The organism is Rhodococcus sp. ARC_M6 (genome assembly GCF_022810305.1).
Lineage (GTDB): Bacteria > Actinomycetota > Actinomycetes > Mycobacteriales > Mycobacteriaceae > Rhodococcus_F.
In genome coordinates, this window is sequence record NZ_JALGQH010000052.1 from 1 (window position 1) to 23,834 (window position 23,834).

General features: G+C 58.7%; 22 protein-coding genes and 4 pseudogenes. 15 read left to right on the forward strand and 11 right to left on the reverse strand.

Annotated features, from left to right (window positions below):
- Positions 1 to 128 precede the first annotated feature (128 nt).
- From MTX36_RS28720 to MTX36_RS28730, 3 genes and pseudogenes are all read right to left on the reverse strand, one after another.
- Positions 129 to 350: pseudogene (locus MTX36_RS28720) on the reverse strand (recombinase family protein); the annotation flags it as partial.
- Positions 351 to 551: 201 nt separating this feature from the next.
- Positions 552 to 1,121 (reverse strand): recombinase family protein, encoded by a 570-nt coding sequence (locus tag MTX36_RS28725; protein ID WP_243623065.1) that lies wholly within the window; start codon positions 1,119 to 1,121, stop codon positions 552 to 554.
- Positions 1,122 to 2,999: 1,878 nt separating this feature from the next.
- Entirely contained in the window at positions 3,000 to 3,659 is a 660-nt protein-coding gene (locus tag MTX36_RS28730; protein WP_243623066.1) for a hypothetical protein, read from the reverse strand.
- Here MTX36_RS28730 and MTX36_RS28735 point away from each other — a divergent pair.
- Both MTX36_RS28735 and MTX36_RS28740 read left to right on the forward strand, forming a co-directional pair.
- Positions 3,651 to 3,923, forward strand: coding sequence for a hypothetical protein (locus MTX36_RS28735; protein WP_243623067.1), 273 nt, complete (start codon positions 3,651 to 3,653; stop codon positions 3,921 to 3,923). The two genes, MTX36_RS28730 and MTX36_RS28735, sit on opposite strands and share 9 nt — an antisense overlap.
- Before the next feature lie 62 nt (positions 3,924 to 3,985).
- A complete protein-coding gene (locus MTX36_RS28740; RefSeq protein WP_243623068.1) occupies positions 3,986 to 4,183 on the forward strand; it encodes a hypothetical protein in 198 nt (65 codons plus the stop codon).
- A 39-nt stretch (positions 4,184 to 4,222) separates the two neighbouring features.
- On the opposite strand, the gene MTX36_RS28745 is transcribed toward MTX36_RS28740, so the two are convergent.
- Positions 4,223 to 5,107, reverse strand: coding sequence for a hypothetical protein (locus MTX36_RS28745; protein WP_243623069.1), 885 nt, complete (start codon positions 5,105 to 5,107; stop codon positions 4,223 to 4,225).
- A 578-nt stretch (positions 5,108 to 5,685) separates the two neighbouring features.
- Between MTX36_RS28745 and MTX36_RS28750 the strand changes: the two genes are divergently transcribed.
- Both MTX36_RS28750 and MTX36_RS28755 read left to right on the forward strand, forming a co-directional pair.
- Positions 5,686 to 6,282, forward strand: a complete 597-nt coding sequence (locus MTX36_RS28750; protein ID WP_243623070.1) for a recombinase family protein — start codon at positions 5,686 to 5,688, stop codon at positions 6,280 to 6,282.
- A gap of 440 nt (positions 6,283 to 6,722) precedes the next feature.
- On the forward strand, positions 6,723 to 6,989 hold the full coding sequence (locus MTX36_RS28755; RefSeq protein WP_243623071.1) for a hypothetical protein: 267 nt from the start codon (positions 6,723 to 6,725) through the stop codon (positions 6,987 to 6,989).
- A gap of 283 nt (positions 6,990 to 7,272) precedes the next feature.
- Here the strand turns inward: MTX36_RS28755 and MTX36_RS28760 are convergent, their stop codons facing one another.
- A complete protein-coding gene (locus MTX36_RS28760; protein WP_243623072.1) occupies positions 7,273 to 7,725 on the reverse strand; it encodes a hypothetical protein in 453 nt (150 codons plus the stop codon).
- A gap of 258 nt (positions 7,726 to 7,983) precedes the next feature.
- On the opposite strand from MTX36_RS28760, the gene MTX36_RS28765 reads away from it, so the two are divergent.
- On the forward strand, positions 7,984 to 9,357 hold the full coding sequence (locus MTX36_RS28765) for an IS21 family transposase (RefSeq protein ID WP_243623073.1): 1,374 nt from the start codon (positions 7,984 to 7,986) through the stop codon (positions 9,355 to 9,357).
- Positions 9,354 to 10,196, forward strand: coding sequence for an IS21-like element helper ATPase IstB (gene istB / locus MTX36_RS28770; RefSeq protein ID WP_243623074.1), 843 nt, complete (start codon positions 9,354 to 9,356; stop codon positions 10,194 to 10,196). Before MTX36_RS28765 ends, istB begins: the two co-directional genes overlap by 4 nt.
- Before the next feature lie 62 nt (positions 10,197 to 10,258).
- Here istB and MTX36_RS28775 read toward each other — a convergent pair whose 3' ends face one another.
- A complete protein-coding gene (locus tag MTX36_RS28775; protein ID WP_243623075.1) occupies positions 10,259 to 10,867 on the reverse strand; it encodes an SMI1/KNR4 family protein in 609 nt (202 codons plus the stop codon).
- Positions 10,868 to 11,026: 159 nt separating this feature from the next.
- Between MTX36_RS28775 and MTX36_RS28780 the strand changes: the two are divergent.
- The 4 genes and pseudogenes from MTX36_RS28780 to MTX36_RS28790 form a co-directional block, all read left to right on the forward strand.
- Positions 11,027 to 11,146: pseudogene (locus MTX36_RS28780) on the forward strand (helix-turn-helix domain-containing protein); the annotation flags it as partial.
- Between the two features lie 438 nt (positions 11,147 to 11,584).
- A pseudogene (locus MTX36_RS30725) lies at positions 11,585 to 12,130 on the forward strand (transposase); the annotation flags it as partial.
- 55 nt (positions 12,131 to 12,185) lie between these two features.
- Entirely contained in the window at positions 12,186 to 12,632 is a 447-nt protein-coding gene (locus MTX36_RS28785; protein WP_243623076.1) for an IS30 family transposase, read from the forward strand.
- Positions 12,633 to 12,670: 38 nt separating this feature from the next.
- Complete coding sequence (locus MTX36_RS28790) at positions 12,671 to 12,820, forward strand: hypothetical protein (RefSeq protein WP_243623077.1); 150 nt, start codon at positions 12,671 to 12,673, stop codon at positions 12,818 to 12,820.
- Here MTX36_RS28790 and MTX36_RS28795 read toward each other — a convergent pair.
- On the reverse strand, positions 12,807 to 13,109 hold the full coding sequence (locus MTX36_RS28795) for a hypothetical protein (protein ID WP_243623078.1): 303 nt from the start codon (positions 13,107 to 13,109) through the stop codon (positions 12,807 to 12,809). The two genes, MTX36_RS28790 and MTX36_RS28795, sit on opposite strands and share 14 nt — an antisense overlap.
- Positions 13,110 to 13,541: 432 nt before the next feature.
- Positions 13,542 to 13,877 (reverse strand): helix-turn-helix transcriptional regulator, encoded by a 336-nt coding sequence (locus tag MTX36_RS28800; protein WP_243623079.1) that lies wholly within the window; start codon positions 13,875 to 13,877, stop codon positions 13,542 to 13,544.
- 62 nt (positions 13,878 to 13,939) lie between these two features.
- On the opposite strand from MTX36_RS28800, the gene MTX36_RS28805 reads away from it, so the two are divergent.
- From MTX36_RS28805 to MTX36_RS28815, 3 genes are all read left to right on the forward strand, one after another.
- A complete protein-coding gene (locus MTX36_RS28805) occupies positions 13,940 to 14,797 on the forward strand; it encodes an NADPH-dependent F420 reductase (RefSeq protein ID WP_279395124.1) in 858 nt (285 codons plus the stop codon).
- A gap of 152 nt (positions 14,798 to 14,949) precedes the next feature.
- Positions 14,950 to 15,210 carry a hypothetical protein gene (locus MTX36_RS28810; RefSeq protein ID WP_169638364.1) on the forward strand — a complete coding sequence of 87 codons (261 nt, stop codon included), beginning with the start codon at positions 14,950 to 14,952 and terminating at the stop codon, positions 15,208 to 15,210.
- A gap of 345 nt (positions 15,211 to 15,555) precedes the next feature.
- Positions 15,556 to 15,831 (forward strand): hypothetical protein, encoded by a 276-nt coding sequence (locus tag MTX36_RS28815; RefSeq protein WP_243623081.1) that lies wholly within the window; start codon positions 15,556 to 15,558, stop codon positions 15,829 to 15,831.
- Between the two features lie 433 nt (positions 15,832 to 16,264).
- Here the strand turns inward: MTX36_RS28815 and MTX36_RS28820 are convergent.
- From MTX36_RS28820 to MTX36_RS28830, 3 genes and pseudogenes are all read right to left on the reverse strand, one after another.
- Positions 16,265 to 17,521, reverse strand: a pseudogene (locus MTX36_RS28820) (IS3 family transposase).
- 112 nt (positions 17,522 to 17,633) lie between these two features.
- Complete coding sequence (locus tag MTX36_RS28825; protein ID WP_243623082.1) at positions 17,634 to 18,755, reverse strand: transposase; 1,122 nt, start codon at positions 18,753 to 18,755, stop codon at positions 17,634 to 17,636.
- Between the two features lie 407 nt (positions 18,756 to 19,162).
- Entirely contained in the window at positions 19,163 to 21,076 is a 1,914-nt protein-coding gene (locus MTX36_RS28830; protein WP_243623083.1) for a beta-propeller fold lactonase family protein, read from the reverse strand.
- An 837-nt stretch (positions 21,077 to 21,913) separates the two neighbouring features.
- Here MTX36_RS28830 and MTX36_RS28835 point away from each other — a divergent pair.
- Both MTX36_RS28835 and MTX36_RS28840 read left to right on the forward strand, forming a co-directional pair.
- Positions 21,914 to 22,666 (forward strand): hypothetical protein, encoded by a 753-nt coding sequence (locus MTX36_RS28835; protein ID WP_243623084.1) that lies wholly within the window; start codon positions 21,914 to 21,916, stop codon positions 22,664 to 22,666.
- A gap of 185 nt (positions 22,667 to 22,851) precedes the next feature.
- The gene (locus tag MTX36_RS28840) at positions 22,852 to 23,481 is read left to right on the forward strand and encodes a hypothetical protein (RefSeq protein WP_243623085.1); all 630 of its coding nucleotides are present in this window, start codon (positions 22,852 to 22,854) and stop codon (positions 23,479 to 23,481) included.
- Positions 23,482 to 23,834: the final 353 nt, after the last annotated feature.

Sequence of the window (23,834 nt, forward strand, 5' to 3'; positions counted from 1 at the left end):
TGCTCACCAGATTGGTGCTCCTTGTTTCTGGAATTTTTCAACTGTCGCAAGTCGAATTATCCCAGGTAAGGGCACCAATCTTTGTTGGTGACACGGGTTTACCGCGTATTACCGTGAAAGCCCGAGGCTAGAGATCTACCTAATCTGTCGAGTCTCCGTCTCCAGACAGCGAGCGTGTCCCCTGGACGAAGGGCATCCGTGACCGCCGCCAGTTCCGGCCGATCCGTCATCGCACCTGACGCTTTGTCCGTCCAGACCCGGAAACAACCGGCCTCGTTCAGTTCATCCCTCTGTAATTCCCAGTTCTGATCGGTGGTTGAAACCCTGATGTAGCCCAACAAGTCGCTCACAAGGGGACAGTGTTGCAGAACTCACCGACAGGATTGGTTCTGGGACAAAACCAATGGGACGGGTTTTCGGGACACTCCCACACCTGGTCATGTGGTCACCCTGTCAGTTTCAGAAGACGACTGCACGGTGACCTGCGATTTAGGTGTCGCGTGCAGTCGTCTTCTGACATTCCCTGTTCAGAAGTGCTGTGCACCAACCGTCTAACTGACGTTTCGGTACAGGGTTGATCGGGCGACTCCGAGGGTGTCGGCGATGGCGGTCATGGAGACGCCGGCACCTTTCATCTTGCGGGCGATTGCCTTCTGTTTCTCGTCGAGCACAGGTGGTCGGCCACCGGTTCGTCCTTGCTTTTTCGCCGCTTCCAAACCTGCAAACGTCCTTTCCCTCAGGAGATTTCGCTCAAATTCGGCAAGTGCTGCAAAGATGGTGAAGATCAGCCGGCCGCCAGGTGTGGTGGTGTTGATCTCTTCGGTAAGTGAGGTGAACCCGATGCCGTCCGCTTCGAGCCGGGCCACGGTTTCAAGTAGGTGCGGCAGGCTTCGTCCGAGCCGGTCGAGGCGCCACACGGCCAGGGTGTCGCCCGGTCGAAGGTGTTCGATGACTGCGGCCAGTTGCGGTCGGTCGTCTTTCGAGCCGGATGCGACGTCGGTCCAGATCTTGTAGCAGCCGGCGGACGTCAGCGCGTCCGTCTGCAGTGTTGGGTCCTGATCTGTGACTTTCGTAATTATTTGGCACGTCTTTCGCGGAATTATTTGGCACGGTGAGGTCATCGCTGCCGGATCGTGTCCAGGCCGGCTGATTCGCCGCATGGCGAAAATGGACCTTTGTCAGGCATGAACTGGCTGTGGCTAGTGGTGTGACTCTCGAAAATATTTGGCATTCTGCGCGCGGCGCTAGTCGGGTCACGGCGAGACTAAGGAGATCTCACTATCCGGCCATGCATTCCCAGGAACGCTGGATGCGGACGTACCGGGGTGAGTTTGACGCCGAATCCTCTGAGCATATTCCGGATGTGGAGACCGCCGGAGCGGTTTGCTCAGAGTTCCACCTTTAGTGCTACGAGCCCGCTGGATTGTCCTGTTCTTGGACCGGCCAGCTTCGGACCGGTTGACGTTCGTCGCGAGGGGAGTCAGGCCAAGACGACGAATCTCCGTCCTTGAACCGAAATTTGACGTCATAGCGATCTCCGAAACTCCATATAGGGCTGACGGATTCGACGGAAGCTCGCTAGCGGTAAGCACGACACGGTCGACGATCCGTACGTGGCAAGGGAAATAGCTTGGACGCCGCCGTCTTGAGCGATTAGGTGAAGGTTGATCGAGGTAGAGACTGCCTCGGAATCGAAGTTATCCCAAGGCCCCGACATGTTTGGTGTTGTCAATTTTGGGCGTCGATGATCCGCAAGGACGTCAAAGCTTAGGCAGCCGTCGGAGTTGCCCAGGCTGCCCGAACCGTACTAATAGTCCCCGCGTCACACGCTTGCTCGGGAATGAAATACCCTGAAATCACCCAGCCTTTCGCCTTTCCCTCAGGGAACATCCTTCCCGAAATATCCGGCAAGAAAAGATGCGACGGGCCAAACGTTTATGCGGTACGTCACGGACTAACAGGACAGAAATTTTTTCGTTCTGCATGGCTAGTACTAAAGTACGAGTTTCCTAAAAACGCTTGGCAGAACGCAAGCATTGACATAATCTTTTTCAATCCAGTTCGATCGAAAATTCGTAGTCAAGGAGGATCGAGTGTCATTACTGAAAAAGACGTTGGGCTTCGTTGCAGTCGCCGGATTCGTATCATTCGGAGTTATGCCGGCAAATGCGAGTGACGTTGCATCAGTTCAGAGCGTTACGGAATCGGCGGTTGCGCAGGCCAAGGCAGGTGCATCCGATGATGTCCGCCTCAGTTCCTTGAGTTCCACGGAACGAGAGTTGTTTGCGTCATCAGCAGTAAAATCCGTTCTCATGGATGTGGAGACTGGCACCGTTCTCAGCGTTACTGCTGGTGACGTCGTCCCGGAGGGGGCGACACCGGAAGCCGCGGCATTGCGGTCCGAGATGCAAAGTAGAGCTGTAGTTCCGGGAGGCTGCTATGGGCCGCCGCAGCAGCCGTGCTGGAATGGAACGGCCTACAATGTCCAGTTCGCCGGGACAGGAACCGATTATGGCATCTGGGGTAGCCGAACCGGGTATGCCGCGGGCCCCTATACTGCGATGGGTTGCTGGGATTGGGGCGGAACCGTTTGCGGTTCGTCAATTTCGCCGTACACTTTTGCCTACCTTAGTAATGTTGCGACCGGGGTTTCTCATTCCCGTTGGTAACATAGACAGGTGATCTCTTTCTCTGCATGACGAAGAGATATGAATGCAGAGGGCGCGCACCAATAGTCGGTGCGCGCCCTCTGCATTATAAATATCAGTGACTGGTAGTAATTTTCAGAATCCTGCGATTGTGTCTCGGACCCATTCTTTCAGGGATTGTGGCCCCGATCGGACAGCTCACCGAGTATCTCGCCCAGCTGGACCATTAAGTCACGCACTCAAGTATCGCCTTCGCTGAATCTGGATCTGGATGGGCTCAGATCGTTCCTGCGGGTTGGGGTGGGCGTTTTGACCGCGGCCACACAAGACAGTGCATTATGCGATCCAAAATCAAATGTCCTCTTGTTCAAGAGAATTTGATTTTCGTATGTAGGCAAATCCGTCAGCATCGATAGGTCGATCCGGCACTTGCCGAAGCGTATTCACTATCGTTGTCCACCGACTTCGATCCGCGGTCAACGCTCGGAGAGCCCCGCGTCTGAAAACTACGGCAAGTTCGCCACCATGATCCGAATGCTCCGGCTCACTGAACTTTCGGATCTCAGCTTCCGTGCCATCAATCTCGGACTGAATAGCAGCCAAGACCTGTTCAGCAACGGCTGCCAGTTCAGTACCCACCGGAAGTGCGTTGGCGAATTTGTCTGTTGCGACCTGAAGTTCCTTGCCATGTCCCTGCATCCGTTCATTGTCCACCAGGGAACACAATTTGCTGCCAGGATTTGGTGCGGACGCGACCGAAATACCTTCGTCAGGGTTCGGCCCACCTTCCTCGGAACCGGAACGCTCTGAGCGCCTTCTGCGGGTTTGGGTGTGCGTTTTGACCATCGCTAAAGCGGACACCGGATCCGAACGAACTGATTCACCTTCGATTCCGCTTCCGCCTTCGCCGGAATCGTCGTGACAAAGACACTGTGGTGAGGTCGCCCAGATCGTACACAATGATTTCGTAGGATTATCGGCATGTATGACGAAAGTTACGGCGTGAACCACATCTTAGAGGCGATGGAGAGCAACTGTGCTTCACACGCCAGTCATCTCCATCCATCGGTGGCTGGGGCTCGTGTGCTCGACAGCGGCGATCTTGTGTTCGCCGACAGTGGGCTGGCCGATGACACGTTCAATCTCGTGTGCCGGGCACGGTTTACCGATGCGAGCGCACGCACGCGCGTCGACGAAGTTATCGCGATGGCAGGAGCGGTCAACAGGCCGGAGTGGAGACATCGACACTTTTATGGAACACTCTCGTCGACCTAATGAAATGTCAAACGGTTAATAATATTTACCTATGCACCGAACAGGAAGGACCTTACAAGGTAGTGGCCGGCGCAGAAATGGAGATCATGGATTATTACTACGACTGGCCTGCCAGTATGACTGGCCCTGATCGCGACAATCTGACCCCTGAGGATGAAGCCGTCGGAATTATCACGACTTACTGCGATAAGTACGACGGACTCTGTCCGCCGCAAGTCATGAAGTGGTGGAATGATCCGGACATATGGACGACCGCCTAGATTGAGGGAAGTTTAACTGGCGGTGGGGGTTCAGGCTACTCATACTGCACTCTCACCGTCCAGTGCCACTTTCATCCATCGGATGCCGTCATGGTCTGCAACCAAATTATCGAACCTGGTAGACCAAAGGAAACTTGTTCCTTCAAGGGCAACACGAGGCGTTACCGCCTTCCATGATTTTGAGAATTCATTTAGATCAAATTCGAACCCAATCATAATATTTCGTCTTCTCGGAATCTTGTAGTCAATGACAATTGATGCTTCGTCATGATTTAGTAGTGAACTCAGTATCTCGACCGGCCGTGCCGGATCGGAGTTGAATTCTCCATCTGATATTTCGACAAGCGCATGCTCGATAACGTCCTTGTAAAAATGTGTCCGCCAGATCGACTGTGATTCGATACGGGGTCCTGCATTCGGACTTAGCGGGGTGACATCGCCATTCGAGCGTAGGTAGCCGACAAGTTCGCGGTTCGTCGGAGAAGGTGGCAGTTTCCTTCGTTCTATCGGTCCTCCTGCCCCGAACTGGCGCCATCGGAAGTCCGCAGGCGCAAGGAATGGGCGGCCGGGAAGTTCGAGGAATACCAGAAAGAAGACGGGGTGCGCGGCGGTGATTGCAGTGAAAGAATCAATTCGATACGCGTAATCCGACCAGTAATCACCAAGCAGCGCTCGCGCCCAGCCTTCATACTCTATGTCTGCTCCGCGCACACCATGGCGATGCCGTACAGGGTTCGACGGATCGCTGAAGGGAACTTCGAAGCGGACGGTCACCACAATCATCGCGCTGTCGATCTCAGGATCGAAGGTTCCGAACTTTCGGGGGTCACGCAGCGATGCGAATATGCGTACGTTCACGCTGTCGTCGAGAACGCTGGTGAACACGGAGCTGTAGTACATATCGTTCAGGCGACCGGCGGTCACACTGCGCTCCATGTCCGCTTTCACTGCGGATAGTTCACTGCCGTGTAGTTCTGCAATCCGTGTGGCTACGTCCTGAGCTGTCAACCATCGCATACCACAGTCCAGCACAAAGCTGTCCCGGACGGAAACCACACACCACAGAGCAATCTGAATTTTATGGTGACACTGAGGAAAGGCATTTGAAGGTGAACAAAACTCTGATAGTCACGTCAATAAGAACTGCAGTGGATATCGCCGTTTGGGCGTTGACTTTGATTGCTACTGGTTGCGGCCGCGCCTCGATGGAAGTGAGCCAGCTCTTCAGACGGAGCAAATTACCGCCGAGCAAGAGTGTCGAGTGAGAACACAAGCGAACCGACTCAACAAGGACCCACTCAGCGCCCTCCTGCGGGTTTCGGTGTGCGTTTTGACCATCGTCATACCGGACGATCTCAAACACGCTCCTGTGTGCGATTCACCTGGGGAAAATTCGGCGCGTTCCGTCCATTTTGCTGTCCGTTGAAATAATCCGGTATGGCATAGTTTCCAGTGGACGATTCGTGTGCAGGACGTCGTGAACGGCGAAAATCGGGAGTGGAATGAAGATCGGCTACGCACGGGTCAGTACTGCGGCTCAAGATTCGTCGATTCAGGTCGAGCTTCTCGCCAAGGAGGGCGTCGATCGAGACCGGGTTTATGTCGATCACGGAATCAGTGGCCGGCAGACTCAGCGGCCCGGACTCGACAACGCGATCAACGCTGCCCGCGAAGGCGACGTCTTCTGTGTGACCAAACTCGATCGACTCTCCCGATCGGCGAAGGACCTTCACGAGACGGTGGGGCGACTAGCGGGCAAGGGGGTGGCGTTGTCGATCGACGGGAAGATTTACGACCCGACCGATCCGATGGGCAAAATGTTCATCGGCGTCCTCGGGCTGATGGCCGAATTCGAGTCAGACCTGATCCGGTCGAGGACGAAGGATGCTGTTGCGGCGGCTGCGGCGGCCGGCAAGATGAAGGGCCGGCAGCACAAGCTTACGCCAGAAGAGCGTGCGTACTTATTGCAGACGTATGAGACCGGGCAGTTCAAGATCGAAACACTCTGCTGGAACACAGGTTTGAAGCGATCGGCGTTGTACGCGAACATCGAGTTGGCCCGTACCGAACGGGAAGCCGGACTGCTCCCGACACTCTGATCTCGCCCCGTCAGTCGATCCGTCACGTCTACTGTCGACCGAATTTGTCGAGCACTCCGTGGCCAATAATTCCGTCGAAACCCTGCCAAATAATTCCGAGAGTCACACCCAGAAGTGTGCGTACAAGGGCGAACTGCGCGCACAAGGGCACAGTGTTCCAGAACTCGACGACAGGAAGTATTGCGCGACAAAAGGTTTTCGGACGGGTTTTGCGACACTCAACGATTCCGTAACGAAAGGTCTTGTGTCCCTGCCCATATGGGTCCGGGAGTTTCCGAGAAACGATCGATCGCGAGACACTGCAATCGTTTGTGAGTTTCCTACAATCACGATGCTGATCGCGAACTCGACGGCGGGATCGATGTCGGGACCGCTCTGTGTCGAGACCAAAAGGCAATCAGCCCGTGAAACACTCGAGGAAGAAAGCGAGGTTGATGGCGATGTCCAAGAAATACAAGGCAGAGGGCGAGAAGACTTCGGATGCTCGGCCACGAAAGCTCAGCCATGAGGACTTGACCATGTACGGCGGTGCTGGGGCATCACTGCTCGGTGGCGATTCTCCGGAAACTGCCGTCGGCAAAGGTATCGCCGCCCGCGGATACGCAGGTGCAACCAATTCCAGCTATGACTACCACGTCAGCTGGAGCAAGAAGGTCGCCGCAACGCACGGATTTTGGCGAAAACTGAAAGTCATCATAATCGGATAGGAACTACTTCACTCTTTGACAGAGCCAATAATTCCGGGTGTCACATCGACCGCCCTTGCCTGATGTGACCCCTGGCAGTGTCCGAAAATGGATCTTGGTCTCAACAGGTCAACGCATCATCTCACCAGTTGTGATGCGTTGACCTGTTGAGACCAAGATCGAATGAGAGACGACCCGAAGAAGCGCATAATTATGCAAACGAGTGGCGCCTGGCGGTCAGGTTCAGGATTCTTCTCCGAATCTGCTTCGACAGCCTTCAGCGAGTTCCCCAGTGCCCTGCACGTCATTTGCCTGTGCCGCTGTCGAAAGTAGAGCTGTGCAGGACGTAGGTAGCACCGTTCTTGAGTTCGTCAGAAGTGAAGGACTGCTGAGCAAAGCCTTCGTGCAGGTAAAGGTCGTAGCTTCTCTGGTTCGCAGGGATAGCATCGAAGTGCGAGCTGTACGTGCAGGTACCGGTGCCGTCTGGATTCTGGTCGATGGTCTCGGTTTCGAGTATCGACCTGGTGGATCCGGCGCCACTGTCGCCGAAAATGTTTAGTTGGTCGTTGGGAGCGACACGATTCCCTGCGATGGTGCATTCGCCGGATTCCACCGATGTTTGATCCGCGTCGCCAGTGACTGTCACTGTGGCGGTGAAGGTTGTCGGCACGTCAGTGTTGGTCACGCAGCCTGTCAGGATCAGCGTTCCCGCAGCTGCCACTGCTGCTACCGCGATCTGTCCAGGGCTTTGTCTCATGGATAGTCACGATATACAGCTTCTGATCGATTTATCAGTAACCATCGATTGACTAGACAGGCTTCGGGGGTGTGGTCGCTACGGCGGCCGCACCCCCGTCCCGTACGTGTCAGATGTCAGTGATGGCGCTCAGCGAAAGTGCTCACTTCCGATCAACCAAAATGCTCACCCGTGTGGCTCCGCCAATGAGAGCGGATCTCCTTCGATGCTGGTGGTCTCTGACCACGCACCAGCAATCCGAAGGAGACCCGCACTCTCATGCTTACATGGGAAGAAGACATGGAGATACACGCACTGAAAAAACGGGGCATGTCGATCTCGGCAATCGCCCGACACACCGGCAAAAACCGCAGAACCGTCCGCAACTACCTCAACGGCACCACCACCCCCGGTGTCCGCACCACAACCACACCCGACCCGTTCGAAAAATTCGTCGACTACATCCGCGCCCGACTACTCCAAGACCCCCATCTGTGGGCGATAACCCTGTTCGACGAACTCGTCGAACTCGGATTCCTGCTCTCCTATCAGACGTTGACCCGCAAAATTCGACAACAGAATTTGCGCCCAATCTGCTTGTCCTGCAGCACCGCAACCAATCGAGCGAACGCGGTCATCGAGCACCCGCCGGGCGAGGAAACACAATGGGACTACGTCGATCTCCCGAACCCACCGACAGCGTGGAGTTGGGGCAAAACCGCGCACCTGTGGGTCGGTGCACTCGCACATTCGGGCAAGTGGAGAGCCGTACTGACCCCGTCGATGGACCAACCACACCTCGTCGACGGACTGGACCGGGTCGTGCGCGCCCTCGGCGGTATCACCGCGGTGTGGCGGTTCGACCGGATGGCCACAGTCTGCCATCCCGACTCGGGTCGTGTGACGGCGAGCTTCGCCGGCGTCGCGAAGCACTACGGGGTGTCGGTCGCGATTTGCCCGCCGCGTCGCGGAAACCGTAAAGGTGTCGTAGAGAAAGCGAATCATACTGCCGCGCAACGGTGGTGGCGGTCACTGCCGGATATGTCGGTCGAGCAGGCGCAAGCGCATCTCGACGACTTTTGCGCCACGATCGGCGACGCCCGCCCCCGGCGCTGCGGTGATGGCATGTCCACGGTCGCCGCCCTGGCAGCGGCCGAACCGTTGCAACAGGTTCCGGCGACTGCGCATCCGGTGTTCCTCGGCGAAACCCGCACCGCCTCGAGACAAGCATTGGTCTCCTACCGAGGCAATCAATATTCGGTACCACCGGAGTTGGCATCGGCGCAGGTCACCGTCACCCAACCGGTCGGTGGCCACCATCTCGACATCGTCACAACCTCCGGTATCACGGTCGCGCGGCACCTCGTGGCCAGCGACGGCACCGGCACGGTCGTCCGCGACAGCGGGCATGTCCTGGCTCTCGAAACAGCAGCGATGGCGGGCGCCAACACAGGAAGACCGCACCGCCGCAAGGAACGGATCCCACCCGGTGCCGACGCGGTTGCCGCCGCGCAAGTATTGCGGCGCAACGATTCTCATCTAGTCAGGGAGGGTGACGGACAGTCCGAGAAGGGTACGGCAGCACCACGTTCCGATGTCATCGACATGGCCGCCTACGAGCGGGCCGCCAAGGGAAGGAACACCCTCACATGACCGGTATCCCGAACACTGATGCACTGCCGACGCCGAACACCGCGGACGCGGCAAGTGTGTATCAACAATTGCGTGGGCATCTCGCGGTCCTCAAACTCTCGGACGCCGCCGAAGCGTTACCGGCGGTGCTTGATCAGGCGGCGGCGGAGAACTTGACGATGACAGCGGCGCTGGAGCGGTTGCTCTCGATCGAGGTCGAGGCCACCGAAGCGAGGCGGTTGACGGGTAGGTTGAGGTTCGCGTGTCTGCCGACCCCGGCCACGCTCGAGGATTTCGACTTCGACAATGCGGTCGGTGTCGATCGGAAGTTGATTGCCGAGCTTGCGACCTGCCGTTATCTGGAGACTGCGACGAACATTTTGTTGATCGGACCGCCTGGGGTCGGAAAGACGCATCTGTCGGTCGGGTTGGCGCGGGCTGCTGCGTATGCGGGGTATCGGACGTATTTCACTACTGCAGCCGATCTTGCTGCTCGGTGTCATCGGGCTGCGATCGAAGGTAGGTGGGCGACGACGATGCGATTCTTTGCCGGCCCGACGTTGCTCGTCATTGACGAACTTGGCTACCTCCCGTTGCCGGGTGAGGCTGCGTCGGCGTTGTTTCAGGTTGTCTCGCAACGGTATATGAAGACGTCCATCGTGATCACCAGCAATCGTGGCGTCGGATCGTGGGGTGCGGTTCTCGGTGACGACACTGTCGCTGCGGCGATGCTGGACAGGTTGTTGCATCGGTCGGTGGTGCTTGATCTGGAGGGGGATTCGTACCGGTTGCGGGATCATAATGCGCGGTCGGAAAAGCTCCGGAAAGCTGTCACGGGAACCCGTCAACCGCTACAGTAATCAGCGCTGCAGGGTGAGCATTTTCGGTGAGCGGACCTGAGCATTTTCAGAGAGCGCCATCATCAGGGAATACTCCAATCGATAAGCCCTTCCTCGACGCTTGCTTTCCAAAACCCGAATTTGGTTCCTGCATACAAGCTGTCAGCTAATGCGGCCAGCAGTGAGGCAACCGATTCGAATTCCACGCCCCCCTCGTCAACGCTTTCATGTGCATACTCGATCACACACCCGTGTTGCGGCCCGGGACGGCAGTCGACGACGTAGTGGACATCGTCGAGGCTGGCAAATGGGATGTAAAGCGGATGAAACGTGTAGGACACGGTGCCTGCTTGCGGGGCGTTGCTGGCGAGTGTGTCGAAGCCAGGACTGATTTCGATTGTTTTCCATGCTTCCAGCATGGTTTCCCTGAGTTGCAGGATATCCGGCAAAGATAGAAGGTCTTTACTGGGAAAGATGGTCCCGGCAAAAAAATCGCTTCCGGGATTCCAACTGCTCTGTCCGTTCTGTAGCTGGTAGAACTCCACCAGCTCCCCGGGCCACGCGATATCAAGTGAATTCTCCACTACGCGTATTTCATCCAGGCTCGCCCCGGGACGAATACTTGCGGCGGTCAAAGGTGCATGTGTAGCGCACCATTCTGTTACTCGGTTCCATTGCTCTTCGAGATTCACGGGCTTCCCTTCGGGAAATGCCAGGACTCGACTGGTTCAGTCGTCCGTGCCAAATAATTCCGTGAAAAACGTACCAAATAATTCCGAGAGTCACAGGAGAGGACCCAGGTCGGTCTCGCCGCGGCCCGGGCCCGAGGTCGCACCGGGGGCCGGCCACCGAAGATGACATCGACGAAACTCGCACAGGCACAAAGGATGCGGGAGAACGGCATGCACCTGACCGACATCGCCGAAATCATCGGCGTCGGACGCACCACCCTCTACCGCCACCTGAAATAGGTCACCACCGCGACCATTTCTCGATCACAGCGAGGACGATATCCAAGTACAGCGCATACAAGGGGAAGACTGTCTCAGAAACGTCAGACACACTCAAGTAGGCGCCGGAGAAGGTGAGACAGGTTTCTGAGACACATTGCGATTCCGCAACGGTTGCAGTCGATTTCGCTCCGGAACCATTTTCTACCGGGGGATGATCCTCGACTGGTGATCTGAACTTGCTTCTTCGCTCACACGGTGTCCCAGCTTTCGGCGCCTCAGAATCGGCCTTGGTCTCAACCGGTCAACGCATCACAACTGATGAGACGATGCGTGATCGTGGAGGCACGGATGGGCAGCAAGGCATTGGGATTCACTGTGGAGCAGCAGAACCTGATCTGGGATCTTCACCGCCGTGGAGAATCGATACGAGGAATCGAGCGGATCCTCGGAGAAACGATGCCCCGAATTCGCCGTTTCCTACGTGAGTCCGGCGGCATCCGACCGGTCCCACGAACTCGGAGAGATGACCACATCACCGCAGCTGAGCGCGAAGAAATATCCCGTGGAATCGCCGCAGGTGACAGTGCTCGGACGATCGCCGAGACACTCGGAAGATCCCCGTCCACGATTGCACGCGAGATCGCCCGCAACGGCGGGCGGGAGAACTACCGGGCGATGGACGCGGATGCAGCGGCGTATGCCCGCGCTCGCCGCCCCAAAATGTCGATCCTGTGCACCCGGCCGATTTTGCGGGAAACCATCACAGCGAAGCTGCATGAGCAGTGGTCGCCGCAACAGATCTCGGCCTGGCTTCGACGCGAGTACCCGGCGGAGCCGTCGATGTGGGTCTCGCATGAGACGATCTACCGTGGCCTCTACATACCGTCGCGGAAAGTATTCGACAGCACTGTATTTCACGAACTGCGTACCGATCGGCCGATACGTCGGCCACGAGGGAAGAAACGCTCACACGGTCGTGGGCGGATACGAAATATGGTCTCGATCGATCTTCGAGGAGCTGCGGCAAACGATCGTAGTGAGCCCCGGCACCTGGAGGGTGACCGGCACCCGCCCGTCAGCGGTCGCGACGCTGGTAGATCGACAATCCCGCGTCACGCATGTGGTGGCATTGCCGGACGGGTACCGGGCCGAGGCGGTCGCGGATGCGCTGATTGCCTATCTAGGCCGGCTACCTACGTATCTGCGTCGTTCGTTGACCTGGGATCGGGGACGGGAAATGGCCGAACACGAGCGCATCACCGCAGCCCTCGACATGCCCGTCTACTTTTGTGCCCCGCATCATCCGTGGCAACGCGGGACGAACGAAAACGCGAACGGGTTGCTGCGGCAGTACCTGCGCAAGAACGCTGACCTGCGTACTTTCAGCCAGGAGGACCTGAATGTGATCGTGGCCCGACTTAACGATCGGCCTCGTCGGGTGCTCGACTGGGATAGTCCACGACAACGAGAAGAACAGGCGCTCGGTTCCTCCGCAGTCGGATAGCAAGGCCGGCCATAACGGCGGTTGGCATGATGGTGGGCATGGCTGCTACCGGACTTCCCGAACTCGATGTCGCCCGGATCGTGAAGTATTGCGCCAGTAGAGTTCCCGATCGCTTGCGTCATGAGATTCGCGTCGAATGCGACATCGCGCCGCGGCGTCTGACGCTTCTTCGATTCAGCGAGGGATGAGATCCGTCAGGATCCAGACACCCACTGCCGTGAGGGCAAAGTTCATGATCAGGAAGGCGATCGGCACACCGGTACTATGTCGACTTCGTGACAACTTTTCCAGAATGCCGGAGCTCACTGCGCCGACTGACAGTGCGAACATAGTGACAGCACCGTCGACGCCTCTGGCGTAATCGAAAAAAGCGCTGGCCAGCAGGGCCACGCCAGTGGACGCGGCCACGCCGCACATCGCCAGAAATATGCCATGCAACTTCTCGTACTGTCGCGGGTTCAGGCTAGACGTGAACAACGGATGCTCCTCGATTCTGAAGCGGCATTTTCCTGGCGAGCTACGTTAACACCCTTGGTAGATCCCCAGATGAGCCTAACGAGCACCCGAAATTGAGGCACTGCTGCCTCATTCTTGTTGACAGAAACAGTGGTCCCCTACGCGTTTCGCCAACTTCGTGAAACTGACTCAACTATGGTCGGTGATGCGTTGACCTGTTGAGACCATGGCCGATTCCGAGACAGGCTCCACCGCGACCAATCGCCACCGAAGTTCATTCATCAAGGCGAGTGTCCGTTATGTTTCATTCTCGTGGTTGCTTTCCGTGACCGCACCGCACCAATGGCACCCCCACCGCCTGTTAAGCGATGGACTGTCGAACACTTCCGGCACCAGGTAGGTGACTACGGAGCACGTTTGCCGGCCTGATGCCTGGCGAGCCAGGTTCAGCAGCTAGAACGCTGTTGCGCTGTTCGAGGACTCGTCGAGAACGAGTGTGAGTAACCCAGGGAAGCGTCGATCGAGCTCTTCGCGCCGGAGCCAGTTCCGGTGCCTGTTACCTTGCGCCTCCTGCTTGATGAGCCCCGACTCGCGGAGGACGCGCCAGTGCCGGGTGAGGGCGGATTTGGAGACACCATAGTCCGTGTCGCTGCACGCCCGTCCCGGTTCCTCCGCGAGCTGCAAGACGATCGCCCTGCGTACCGGGTCGGTGAGGGCTGACATCACTTCGAAGAGATCCAGCTCGTCCTCGTCAGGGATAGTCAACGGGTTTGCCAAGCGACTCGCCATGGTTTGTATCCTAACCCTCACAGAAATGATGTACCGCTTTGCGCGTACATCACCTATAGTTGATGTACAGGGCATCGCGTACATCAATTCTGCTGGTTGGTGCACGGAACAGCAAGCCCGCCCGTGATCCCTTACCCAGAACGCAACCCTCAAGGCTGCGCTCCACACGAACGAAAGAAAAAACCCATGAAGGTATCTGTTATCGGCGCCGGAGCAATCGGCGGCAACATCGCACGTCACTCAGTGAAGCCGGGCACGACGTGCACATCGCGGATGCACGAGGGCCGGAAAGCGTGACTACCGAAGTGACCGCGGCGGGTGCGCAGCCGGTTGAACTCACCGCCGCGACGAAGGACCAGGACGTTGTCATCGTGGCGATTCCGTTTGGCGTGCACCCCCAGCTCAAAGAACTTATCGCGACTACGCCCGCGAGCACCGTGGTCGTCGACACCTCGAACTACTACCCCGCCATGAACGGGCACATCCAGGCCGTCGTCGACGGACAGGTCGAGAGCCTGTGGAGCCAGGAACAGCTGGGACGCCCGATCGTGAAGGCCTGGAACGCGGCCTTGGCCGAGACACAGCGAAGCATGGGGAAGCCTGCCGGTAGCCCCGACCGGATCGCGATCCCGGTCGCAGGCGACTCCGCGCAGGCGCGTGCGACGGTGATGCAGCTCGTCGACGACAGCGGTTTCGACGCCTATGACGCCGGCCTGCTCGCGGAGTCGTGGCGACAGCAGCCCGGAACTCCGGCGTACTGCACCGAACTGGGCATCGAGGAGCTCGGCCAGGCTCTCGCTGCAGCGGAGAAGGACAAAGCCCCGGTGACGCGCGATCGCTTGATGGAAAACTTCGGCGCACTGACCGAGATGCCCTCGCACGAGGACATTGTCGCGACAAACCGCGCCGCCCACCACTGACCCGCTCTGCACACAGCGAACGACGAGGGCAACATGACAGTCGGCAAACAGATGATCCTCGGGATGCACCTCGGCAATGATTATGGCTCGCAGAGTTCCGCCTAGAGAGCGCCCGGGGTCGACCCGCGAACTACACCAGCTTCGACGCTCAGGTGCGCTACACCCCGGCTGCCGAGCGTGGAAAGTTCGCGTTCCTGTTCCTGCCCGATTACCTGGGCGAGCAGGCGGACCTCACCCTCAGCCTGGCCAGTGTCCTGACCGGAACACCAGTTGTTGCAGGATCGCTCCCCGTCACGATCACTGCGGACAATGGTGTCGGCACCCCCGCCACCCTCACTGCCACCGCTGCACTAGTGGTCGACCCGCCCGCGACCGGATCCCTCGGATCCGTCGGAGCGATCTTCGGAAGCTGAGCGTTCTGACCCGTCTCGACATATTGACCACGCTGCCTCCGCCCTCTGGAGCGGAGGCAACGTCGTCTCGGGGACTTGTCTCACCCGTTCAATGCCTCGGTAACGGCCGAATGAGAGACAACACCAAGTAGTGCATAAGTTATGCAAAGTGCGCCGGCTATACACGGATCGGCGAGAACGCGTCGGGGTCGGCGAGGGTCCTGACACACCCCGATGGGACAAAGCCTGCTTGACTCCCCTCCTGCCGACTCCACTCTTACCTGCTTGCGGTACCTGTCCAAGATCAGTGCGAAACTTGAAGTTCGATGACCTGTCTCTACATCCAACAGAACACATGGGGAAATCATGTTCAGCAACGTATGGGTCTTCGTCATCATTACCTTCATTTTTCTGGGAGCTCGGGCAGTCAGGCGTCTGGTCACCGGCGCCGAAACATCAGGTGACCCATTCCTGGTCGTGGGTGCCGTCCTCTACATCAGCGCCGGCATCATCGCTCTGACCTTCGAACCCACTCCGGTCCCCAAGATCGCCGCATTCCTCCTGACTATCGCCGGAGGAATCGCTATTATCAACCATTCATTCGCGACTCTCGCGAGAAGAAATTGCGCGAGCATCCTCTGAACTGGCATTAGTAAACCGTCGACTCATGCGTCAACGTCTCGACCTTTCTTCCTTGAGCCTGTCATCCACTCGGAACCCAGCACCGGGCCCACTTCGGAAAGTTCGCCTGAGTGGCTTCCTGCGGGTGTCGGTGTGCGTTTTGATCATCGGAAAAACGGACGATTTGCAATGACCAGGTTCATCGCTCGCCATATATCAGTAACAGAAACCTGCGGTACGGTCGGTCATGTCATCAATCCAACTTCCCACCCGTCACCGACCACCGGGAATGTTGACAGCTGTATGCACTCTCGTCTTGTCCCTCGGCATCGTTTTTCGCCGTGATCGATTGGTGGCCCGGTGCGGGTCACAGAGTGGACGCACTCACCAATCTGCTGATCCTGCTGGCCCTCGGGACTCTGCTTCTTGAACCGTGCCGGGTTTCTTGCCGCTCCTATGCTGGCGACATCTCCGGCTGGAGAATCGATAATTCAGAGTAATAGATGGCCTCGAACTCGTCGGGAGTGACGTAGTCCAAGGTGCTGTGCAGGCGGCGGGTATTGAACCAATCCACCTAATTCCATCGTCGCGAATTCGATGTCGTCGATCGTCTTGATCGCCCCTTGCAGAAACGGACTGCTCTTGGAAACTGCTTCTGTCTTGAACAGTCCGATTGTCGACTCCGCAAGGGCGTTGTCGTAGGCGTCGCCGACGCTTCCAATTGAAGCTGCAATCCCTTCCAACGCAAGCGTTTCCGCGAAGGAAATTGATGTGTACTGGCTGCCGGCATCGCTGTGGTGGATCAGCCCATCCCTGACCCGGTGTCCACCGTGATCGCGTCGCCACAATGCCATCTTCAATGCCGTGGTGACCATAGCCGTGTCCTTCACTGTCGAGGCATGCCAGCCGACGATTGCCCGGGAGAAGCAGTCGATCACGAATGCGACGTAGACGAACCCGGCCCACGTTCGGCAATAGGTGAAATCGGTAACCCATGTTCGGTTCGGTGCGTCGGCGGTGAAGTCCCGATCGAGCAGGTCGGGTGCCCGGCGACTGTCCTTGCCGCCGGGAATCGTGGTTCGGTGCTGCCGGCCTCTGACCACCCCGTTCAGTCCTTCGTCGCGCATCAAGCGGTCGATGGTGCAGGCCGCGACGTGGTGGCCTTTGCGGCGCAGGAGAGCAGTCATCTTTCGTCGGCCGTAGAGCCCTTCGGCAGTGCCGATCGTGGCCCGCAGTTCCTCGGTGAGGTGGGCGTCGGTGATCGTCCGTGCAGATGGTGCTGCGGTTTTCCAGTTGCGGTACGTGCGTGGTGCGACCTGAATTCCTTGTGCGGTGAGCACTCTGCAGATCGACTCGACCCTGAAATTTTGTGCACGCATGTTGTCGATGAACTGGACTATCAGCGGCGGCGAGGGTCGAGTTCCCTCGCGAAGAAAATCGATGCCGACTTCAGAATTTCGTTGGCTTCCTTGAGTTCTCGGTTCTCACGCTCGAGATCTTTGATGCGTTGCTGTTCCGCAGAAGTAGCACCGGGAACTTGGTTGGCATCAATCTGGGCTTGCTTGGTCCAGTTCCGCAGCGATTCGGCACCAATACCGAGTTTTGGGCCTATCACCTGACATGCAGAGTAAACGGACCGGTATTCGTCGAGGTGGTCGAGGACCATCCTGACGGCTCGCTCACGTTGCTCGGGTGGGTAACGCTTGGGCATGATCTGCATCCTTCACAAAAACGGATGCGGCATCAAACCCGGCACGGTTCATGGCATGTTTCTTCCTTTTCGCCGCCGAGATGTATTGCTTCTCTAAAACTGGTACGCGCCGTTACAGGCTGTGACCGATCCAGCGCTCGTACTGGTCTGCTGGAGCCAACTTCGGAAAGAATTCGCGGCGCAGGTCGGCAATGAGTTGCAGATAGTCGGATTCGTCGGCGAGTGCGGCGGTCCGCAGTCCGTTGAACACAGCTGAGAGTGGTTCTTCCATGCTTGCGTCGATCAACGCGCGACTGGCGACAAGCGCAGTCGAAGCTCTCCTCTCTCCGTTGTCATCTGTCGTCGACAGTTCGATACGAGTTTCGGACTGAAATGCCTCCCACACATGTGCACCAGCGTGATCGTCGAACGGGTATGGCAACGGATCGGCGTTGTCCAATGCGTCGAGTCCGGCGCGGATCCATTCGATCTCGGCGATGCCGGCGATCGTGTACGCGCGACGAGCAGACCATGCCGCGATTCGGCGCAGTTTCGGGGCTCGACATCGGACCAGGGCGTCGACGAGCAGTCTGTCGTGACCTGCGAATTCCTGCGCGTAGCCCTGCCGTCGGAGTGTGTCCGTGGGTGGGCGTCCACCCCATCGGATTGCTTCTTCCTTGGCCCACGTCGCCATCTGCTCGTAGCCGTACTTCAGGTAGAGGGTCGCATCGCCCGCCGGATCGGGATCCCAGAAGTTCCGAACTGGGTGGGTCACGATCTCGTCGTTCCAGGCGGTGTCGGTCTTGTGAAGTCTGCGCATGGCAGCGGGCTGAGTCACCTTCCACACCTGCACCAAATATGATTCTATTGCTTCAGTTACGGTGAGGTCCCAGTTGAGGTCGCGGCCGCGTCCCGATACGCGGAACGTGTGCATTCCCTTGGTGATTGGGACTTTCGCGAAGTCCGGCAGCAGGTCCCCATCCGTGGTGATGGCCCGGACAGGTTTGCTGATTTTGACCGTCGCTTCTTCCACCACCTCCCATTCGGCGGAAGAAGGATCAAGCTCGCCAGGCTCGTCGTCCAATACCTCGATGGTCAATGAGACTGGGCCGTACGCGATCCCGGTCATGATGGTGACAAAGTTTGGGCCTACCTCGATCACACTGCCAGTTTCCGACGGTTCGTACGTCTCGGCTGTCTGTGATCCGACGACGAACTGATGGTGATCGACAACAGCGGTCCCGGTCTGTTTCACCCTTGGAATCTATCGCAGAGTTGACGGTGCGGCACTGGCCCTCCGTAGCGAGGTTCAGGGATGCGGCGAGCTGTGACTTTCGGCTGAATGTGGCGTGGTTTTCTGCGGGGAACGTGGCAGCGTCGGAAGGTGCGCTATCGGGCGTTTGACCTACACGAAAAGCCGACCCACCGGCAGCAAACGCCAGGAAGCGAACACGTGGTGGTCGCTGGCTCGCTTGTGCGTTCAGTGCGACCACCACATCAGAATGGGTATTCCTTGTCGAAGCTGCCGTGTGCCGGTTCTGAGGCACTAGCTGGTGAGAGAAGTCCCCGAAACGACGTTGCCTCCGCCCCCACGAACACGAAATGGGGCGGAGGCAACGTCGTCAGGATGTGCACACGATCAAGTCCGCACGGGCGGAAAGATCAGCTGCCGAATCCGAAGATCTGCTCGAGCGATCCGAATAGGTTGCCCCCCGGAGTTCCCGGAGTGTCGGTGACCTTGACGGTGACGGTAAGCGTCAGATCAGGATCGACACCGTTAGCAGCTTGAAGGACGAACGTGTACGTACCCGCCGCCGTCGGCGTTCCGGACAGCACTCCGTCGGTGAAGGTCATACCGGTAGGCAACTTCGCCGGGTCCACCACCGTGACGGTCGGTGTCGGGTTGCCGGTGACCGTGAACTCCCGAGTCAACACGGTTCCGGTGACAGCGTTCAATGTGACGGGTCCGGCGTCGGTGAACATCGGAGCCGCCGGCGCCGCCGCAACGTCGAGGGTGACCGTCAGGGTGGCGGGGGTTCCGACACCGTTGTCCGCAGTGATCGTGAACGGGAACGATCCTGCGACACTGGGTGTTCCGGTCAGGACGCCGGTGTCACCGAGGGTCAATCCGGTGGGCAGTCCCGTGGCGGTGAGAGTCGGTGCCGGGTTACCGGTGACCGCGAAGGTGTGGGTCAGGGCGGTTCCGGCGATACCGTTCACGGTGACCGGGCCGGCGTCGACGAATGCCGGAACCGCGGGCGCCGCGACAACGGTGACGGTCACCTCCAAGGTGGCATCCGGGGCGGTACTACTGACAGCTTTCAGCGTGAACGGGTAGACCCCGGGCGTGGTCGGTGCCCCGGACAGGACACCGTTGGTGAACGTCATCCCGGCTGGCAGCAGCGCCGGATCGACCACCGTAACGGTCGGTGCCGGATTACCGGTGGCGGTGAATTCTCGGGTGAGTTCGGTTCCGACGACACCGTCCAACTGCACTGCCGTGGTGTCCGTGAACGTCGGTGCTGCGGGTGCCGCGGTGACGGTGAGAGTGATGTCGAGGGTTGCGGGGGTTCCGATGCCGTTGGCGGCAGTGACCGTGAACGGGAACGATCCGGTGGCGGTGGGGGTTCCGGTCAGGACACCGGCGCCACTGAGGGTGAGTCCGGTGGGGAGGGTTCCGGTGGTGACGGTGACAGTGGGTGTGGGGTTTCCGGTGGTCGCGAAGGTGTGACTGTAGGGCGCACCGACGACACCGGCGGGCGGTACCCCGGCCAGGGTGGGGGCATCCTTTCCGATTGCGAGCACCGACACCGAGTTGCTGCCCAGGTTGGCGACGTAGGCGCGGGTGCCGTCGGGGGTGATCGCCACCGCCCGCGGAGTCGTGCCGACGGTGACGTCGGGAGTGAGTTTGGTGGGGGGTGTGGTGGTGGTGTCGAGCACCGACACCGATTTGCTGCCGTAATTGGCGACGTAGGCGCGGGTGCCGTCGGGGGTGATCGCCACCCCGAACGGAGTCGTGCCGACGGTGACGTCGGGAGTGAGTTTGGTGGGGGGTGTGGTGGTGGTGTCGAGCACCGACACCGAGTTGCTGCCCTGGTTGGTGACGTAGGCGCGGGTGCCGTCGGGGGTGATCGCCACCCCGAACGGAGTCGTGCCGACGGTGACGTCGGGGGTGAGTTTGGTGGGGGGTGTGGTGGTGATGTCGAGCACCGACACCGAGTTGCTGCCCTGGTTGGTGACGTAGGCGCGGGTGCCGTCGGGGGTGATCGCCACCCCGACCGGAGTCGTGCCGACGGTGACGTCGGGGGTGAGTTTGGTGGGGGGTGTGGTGGTGATGTCGAGCACCGACACCGATTTGCCGTTCTGGTTGGTGACGTAGGCGCGGGTGCCGTCGGGGGTGATCGCCACCCCGACCGGAGTCGAGCCGACGGTGACGTCGGCGAGTTTGGTGGTGTCCGCGGCCGCGGTCCCGACCACACCACCGAGGATCATGGTGACGGCAAGAGTGCCGGCGCCGAATGCTGCGGCCGCCCGGGACCGCCGTCGGGGTGGGTGTGGTCGTGCGGTGACAGTCATGGTGGTGCGCCTTTCCAGGTAGTGTCCGCACGCGGCGGTGCGGCCACAGGACGCAACCACTCGACAAAGATATCGGACAGCGGGGCACTAAATACTCAATTCGAATGTTGGCCACTTTGGGCCACTGCGACGACAGGCGCACATGACCTAAAGCGTCCACAGTGCAAAATCTGGGTGCAGAACACCAATTTTTGCACGTTGACCAGGCATTATCGATACACGCGGGCCGCGTCAAGGAACGCTGTGTCTGCCTCGAACGAGACTGCCGATACCGGCGATGGAGAGCCGCGGGGTGCGCTCCGCAGATCGAAACGGGCTCTCGTTTCTCGTGGCCACTGCGGTCCCCGGTCAGCGTTCCATTCCGCGGTCGCGTTGCTTCTGCTGCTCGGTTTGTTCGCGTTGGCGGGCGAGCATCATGGCGCGGTTGTTCCGCTCGCGACTAACTCCTTTCAGACGAGTGCTCCCACCACGACCTTGCCGGATCTGTAGCCACCTCAGGGACGTTACCTGGCATCCGATACGCGAGGCCTAGTCACATAATTCATCCCTCCATGCCCACTGAAATTCGGTGCCGGAGCCTTTTCCTGGCTCACTCGAGATTTGTGCGCGGCCGGTGACGATAATTTCGGTTATCGCACCGTCTCACCGAAATCACCTGGCCAGCACACTTTCCGACCGCAAAAAAGGCATCTCGTATCCCTTGTCCCCATCTGCGTCGAGTAAGGATATGAACTTCAGTTCACAAACATCCGGGACCGGCGATGGCGACAATCGCTGCACAATGCCAGGACCCGACTGGTTCAGTCGTCCGTGCCAAATAATTCCGAGAGTCACACGGTGACCGGTGGACGATGCACCAACGGCACCAGCTACATGCCACTGGGAGCGGCGGTTCGGTGGCAGGATGTGACCATGCGTTGGACCGAGGGGCCGCTTGACGAGTCCACCCCGGGGGCACGGCGATTCAACTTCGGCTTCGTGGGGGAACCGCCGACGGAACTCGCCGCCCATATCGATCGTTTGGCGGATCTGCACACGAGAGAACGACAACGCAAACTTCAACGTCATGACGTCCCCGACTTCCGCAAGCCGCCGAAGAAGGATCAAAAGCTTCTCTTCCAGTCCAACGATACGATCCCGTTCCCACTGGACCCTGACCTCGACGTCCGACTCGAACTGGCAAACATCCGTGGCTACCCGACGGGTGTGACGTTCGAGCTAGTCGCCCGAGAATCCACGATGCACGCCTCCTACCTGGGCGAGCGGGTGAACGTCAGCCACCGGATCAAGTCCACGCACATAGGCCGCGTCTACTTGGGAGTGGTTCTCCCGAGCGGCAAGATCGTCACCAACAAGACCTGCGCCCCACCCCAGGCGCCAGAAGATGACGACCCTACGACACCCTGGTTGTACGGCGGCCGCGGTTACAGCAGCCAGTCGGAGACTGGCGCGACTTACTTCATAAGCCCGCGCCCCGAACCCGGTGGGATCGTGACGTTCACCATTTCGTATCCCCTGCTCGGGATCGATGCCGCGTCGACGATCGCCGTCGACTCCACAGAGTTCAGGCCCACCCGCCCGGGTGAGTAACAATGCCTAAAGCGCGCCATCGGGCGAGATGTATGTCGAGACCCAGCGGAGATTAGCGAACCAATCGAGTCCTGGGATTGATCGGGTGTTCATATCGAAGCCGGCTCCTCTATCAACCGATCGATTGTGAGATCAGGAAAGTAGTTACAGCTGGTCCGCGACGAACAGCTCGCTATCCTCATCGAATGGATCAGGCAGTGTCGAACTCGCGGGCAACGAAAAAGTCTGCTGCACTTCGTTGGGTTGGTTGGGTGAACGCACTTATCACGGCTTCGGCTTCGGCTTCGGCGTTTTATGTCGCCGCGAAATGCCATCTCGCCTGGCCCGAACCTGCGGACAGTGCTCTCTCGATCGCCGGTGCGGTCGTTCTCTGGGTCCTCACAGCGATTGTTGCATTCGTGCTGCTCGGAGTGTGCTGGTGGCAGCGACGCCGATGGCCGTGGTCCGTTGTCGCTGTTCCGGTTCTTGTGGCGTTCGCACTCGGGATCGCGGCCGCGGGACAGCCACATTTTGATCAGTACCGGACCGATTTCGAAACCGTTGCACAGCAACTACTTCAAGAACCTGACGATCCCTATTCCGATGGGTATCATCGTGATCTGCGATTCGGCAGATTCGACATCTCCTACGCCAACGTCAGCAGTCAAGGCCACGTCTATTTCTATGACGCACGCGATGGATTCGACATCGTGGAAAATCCCGGCTGGGTGTACGCACCCGATGGTGTGTCCGACAAGACTTTCAATCAGCTCCGATTGGAAGACATCGGGGGCGGATGGTACCGATTCCCTCATCTCGTCGTTGATAACTATTGATCCCTCAAACCACCGGGCACTCCGCTCGAAGTCGTGTGTCCATCAATCGATCTTGGTCTCAACAGGTCAACGCATCACCGCGATAGTGAGTCAGCTTCAGGAGATGAAACTTGAGGCTAACTGTCGTGTTTGACACCTTTCGGGCAAACCCAGACGTTGAGCGTACTCACCTTCTTGTGGCATCCGCCCCGGTGGTGAAAGCGCTGGCCGGAGTCATGTCGACTTCTGTCGACGGCACGTGAAAACTGATCAAGGTACGGCACTTCAATATTGACCCCTGACCGGCGATCCTGGCTTTAGTCGAGCCAGGAGGGACGAAGGGATGCTGTCCGTGGAAGATTGGGCCGAAATCC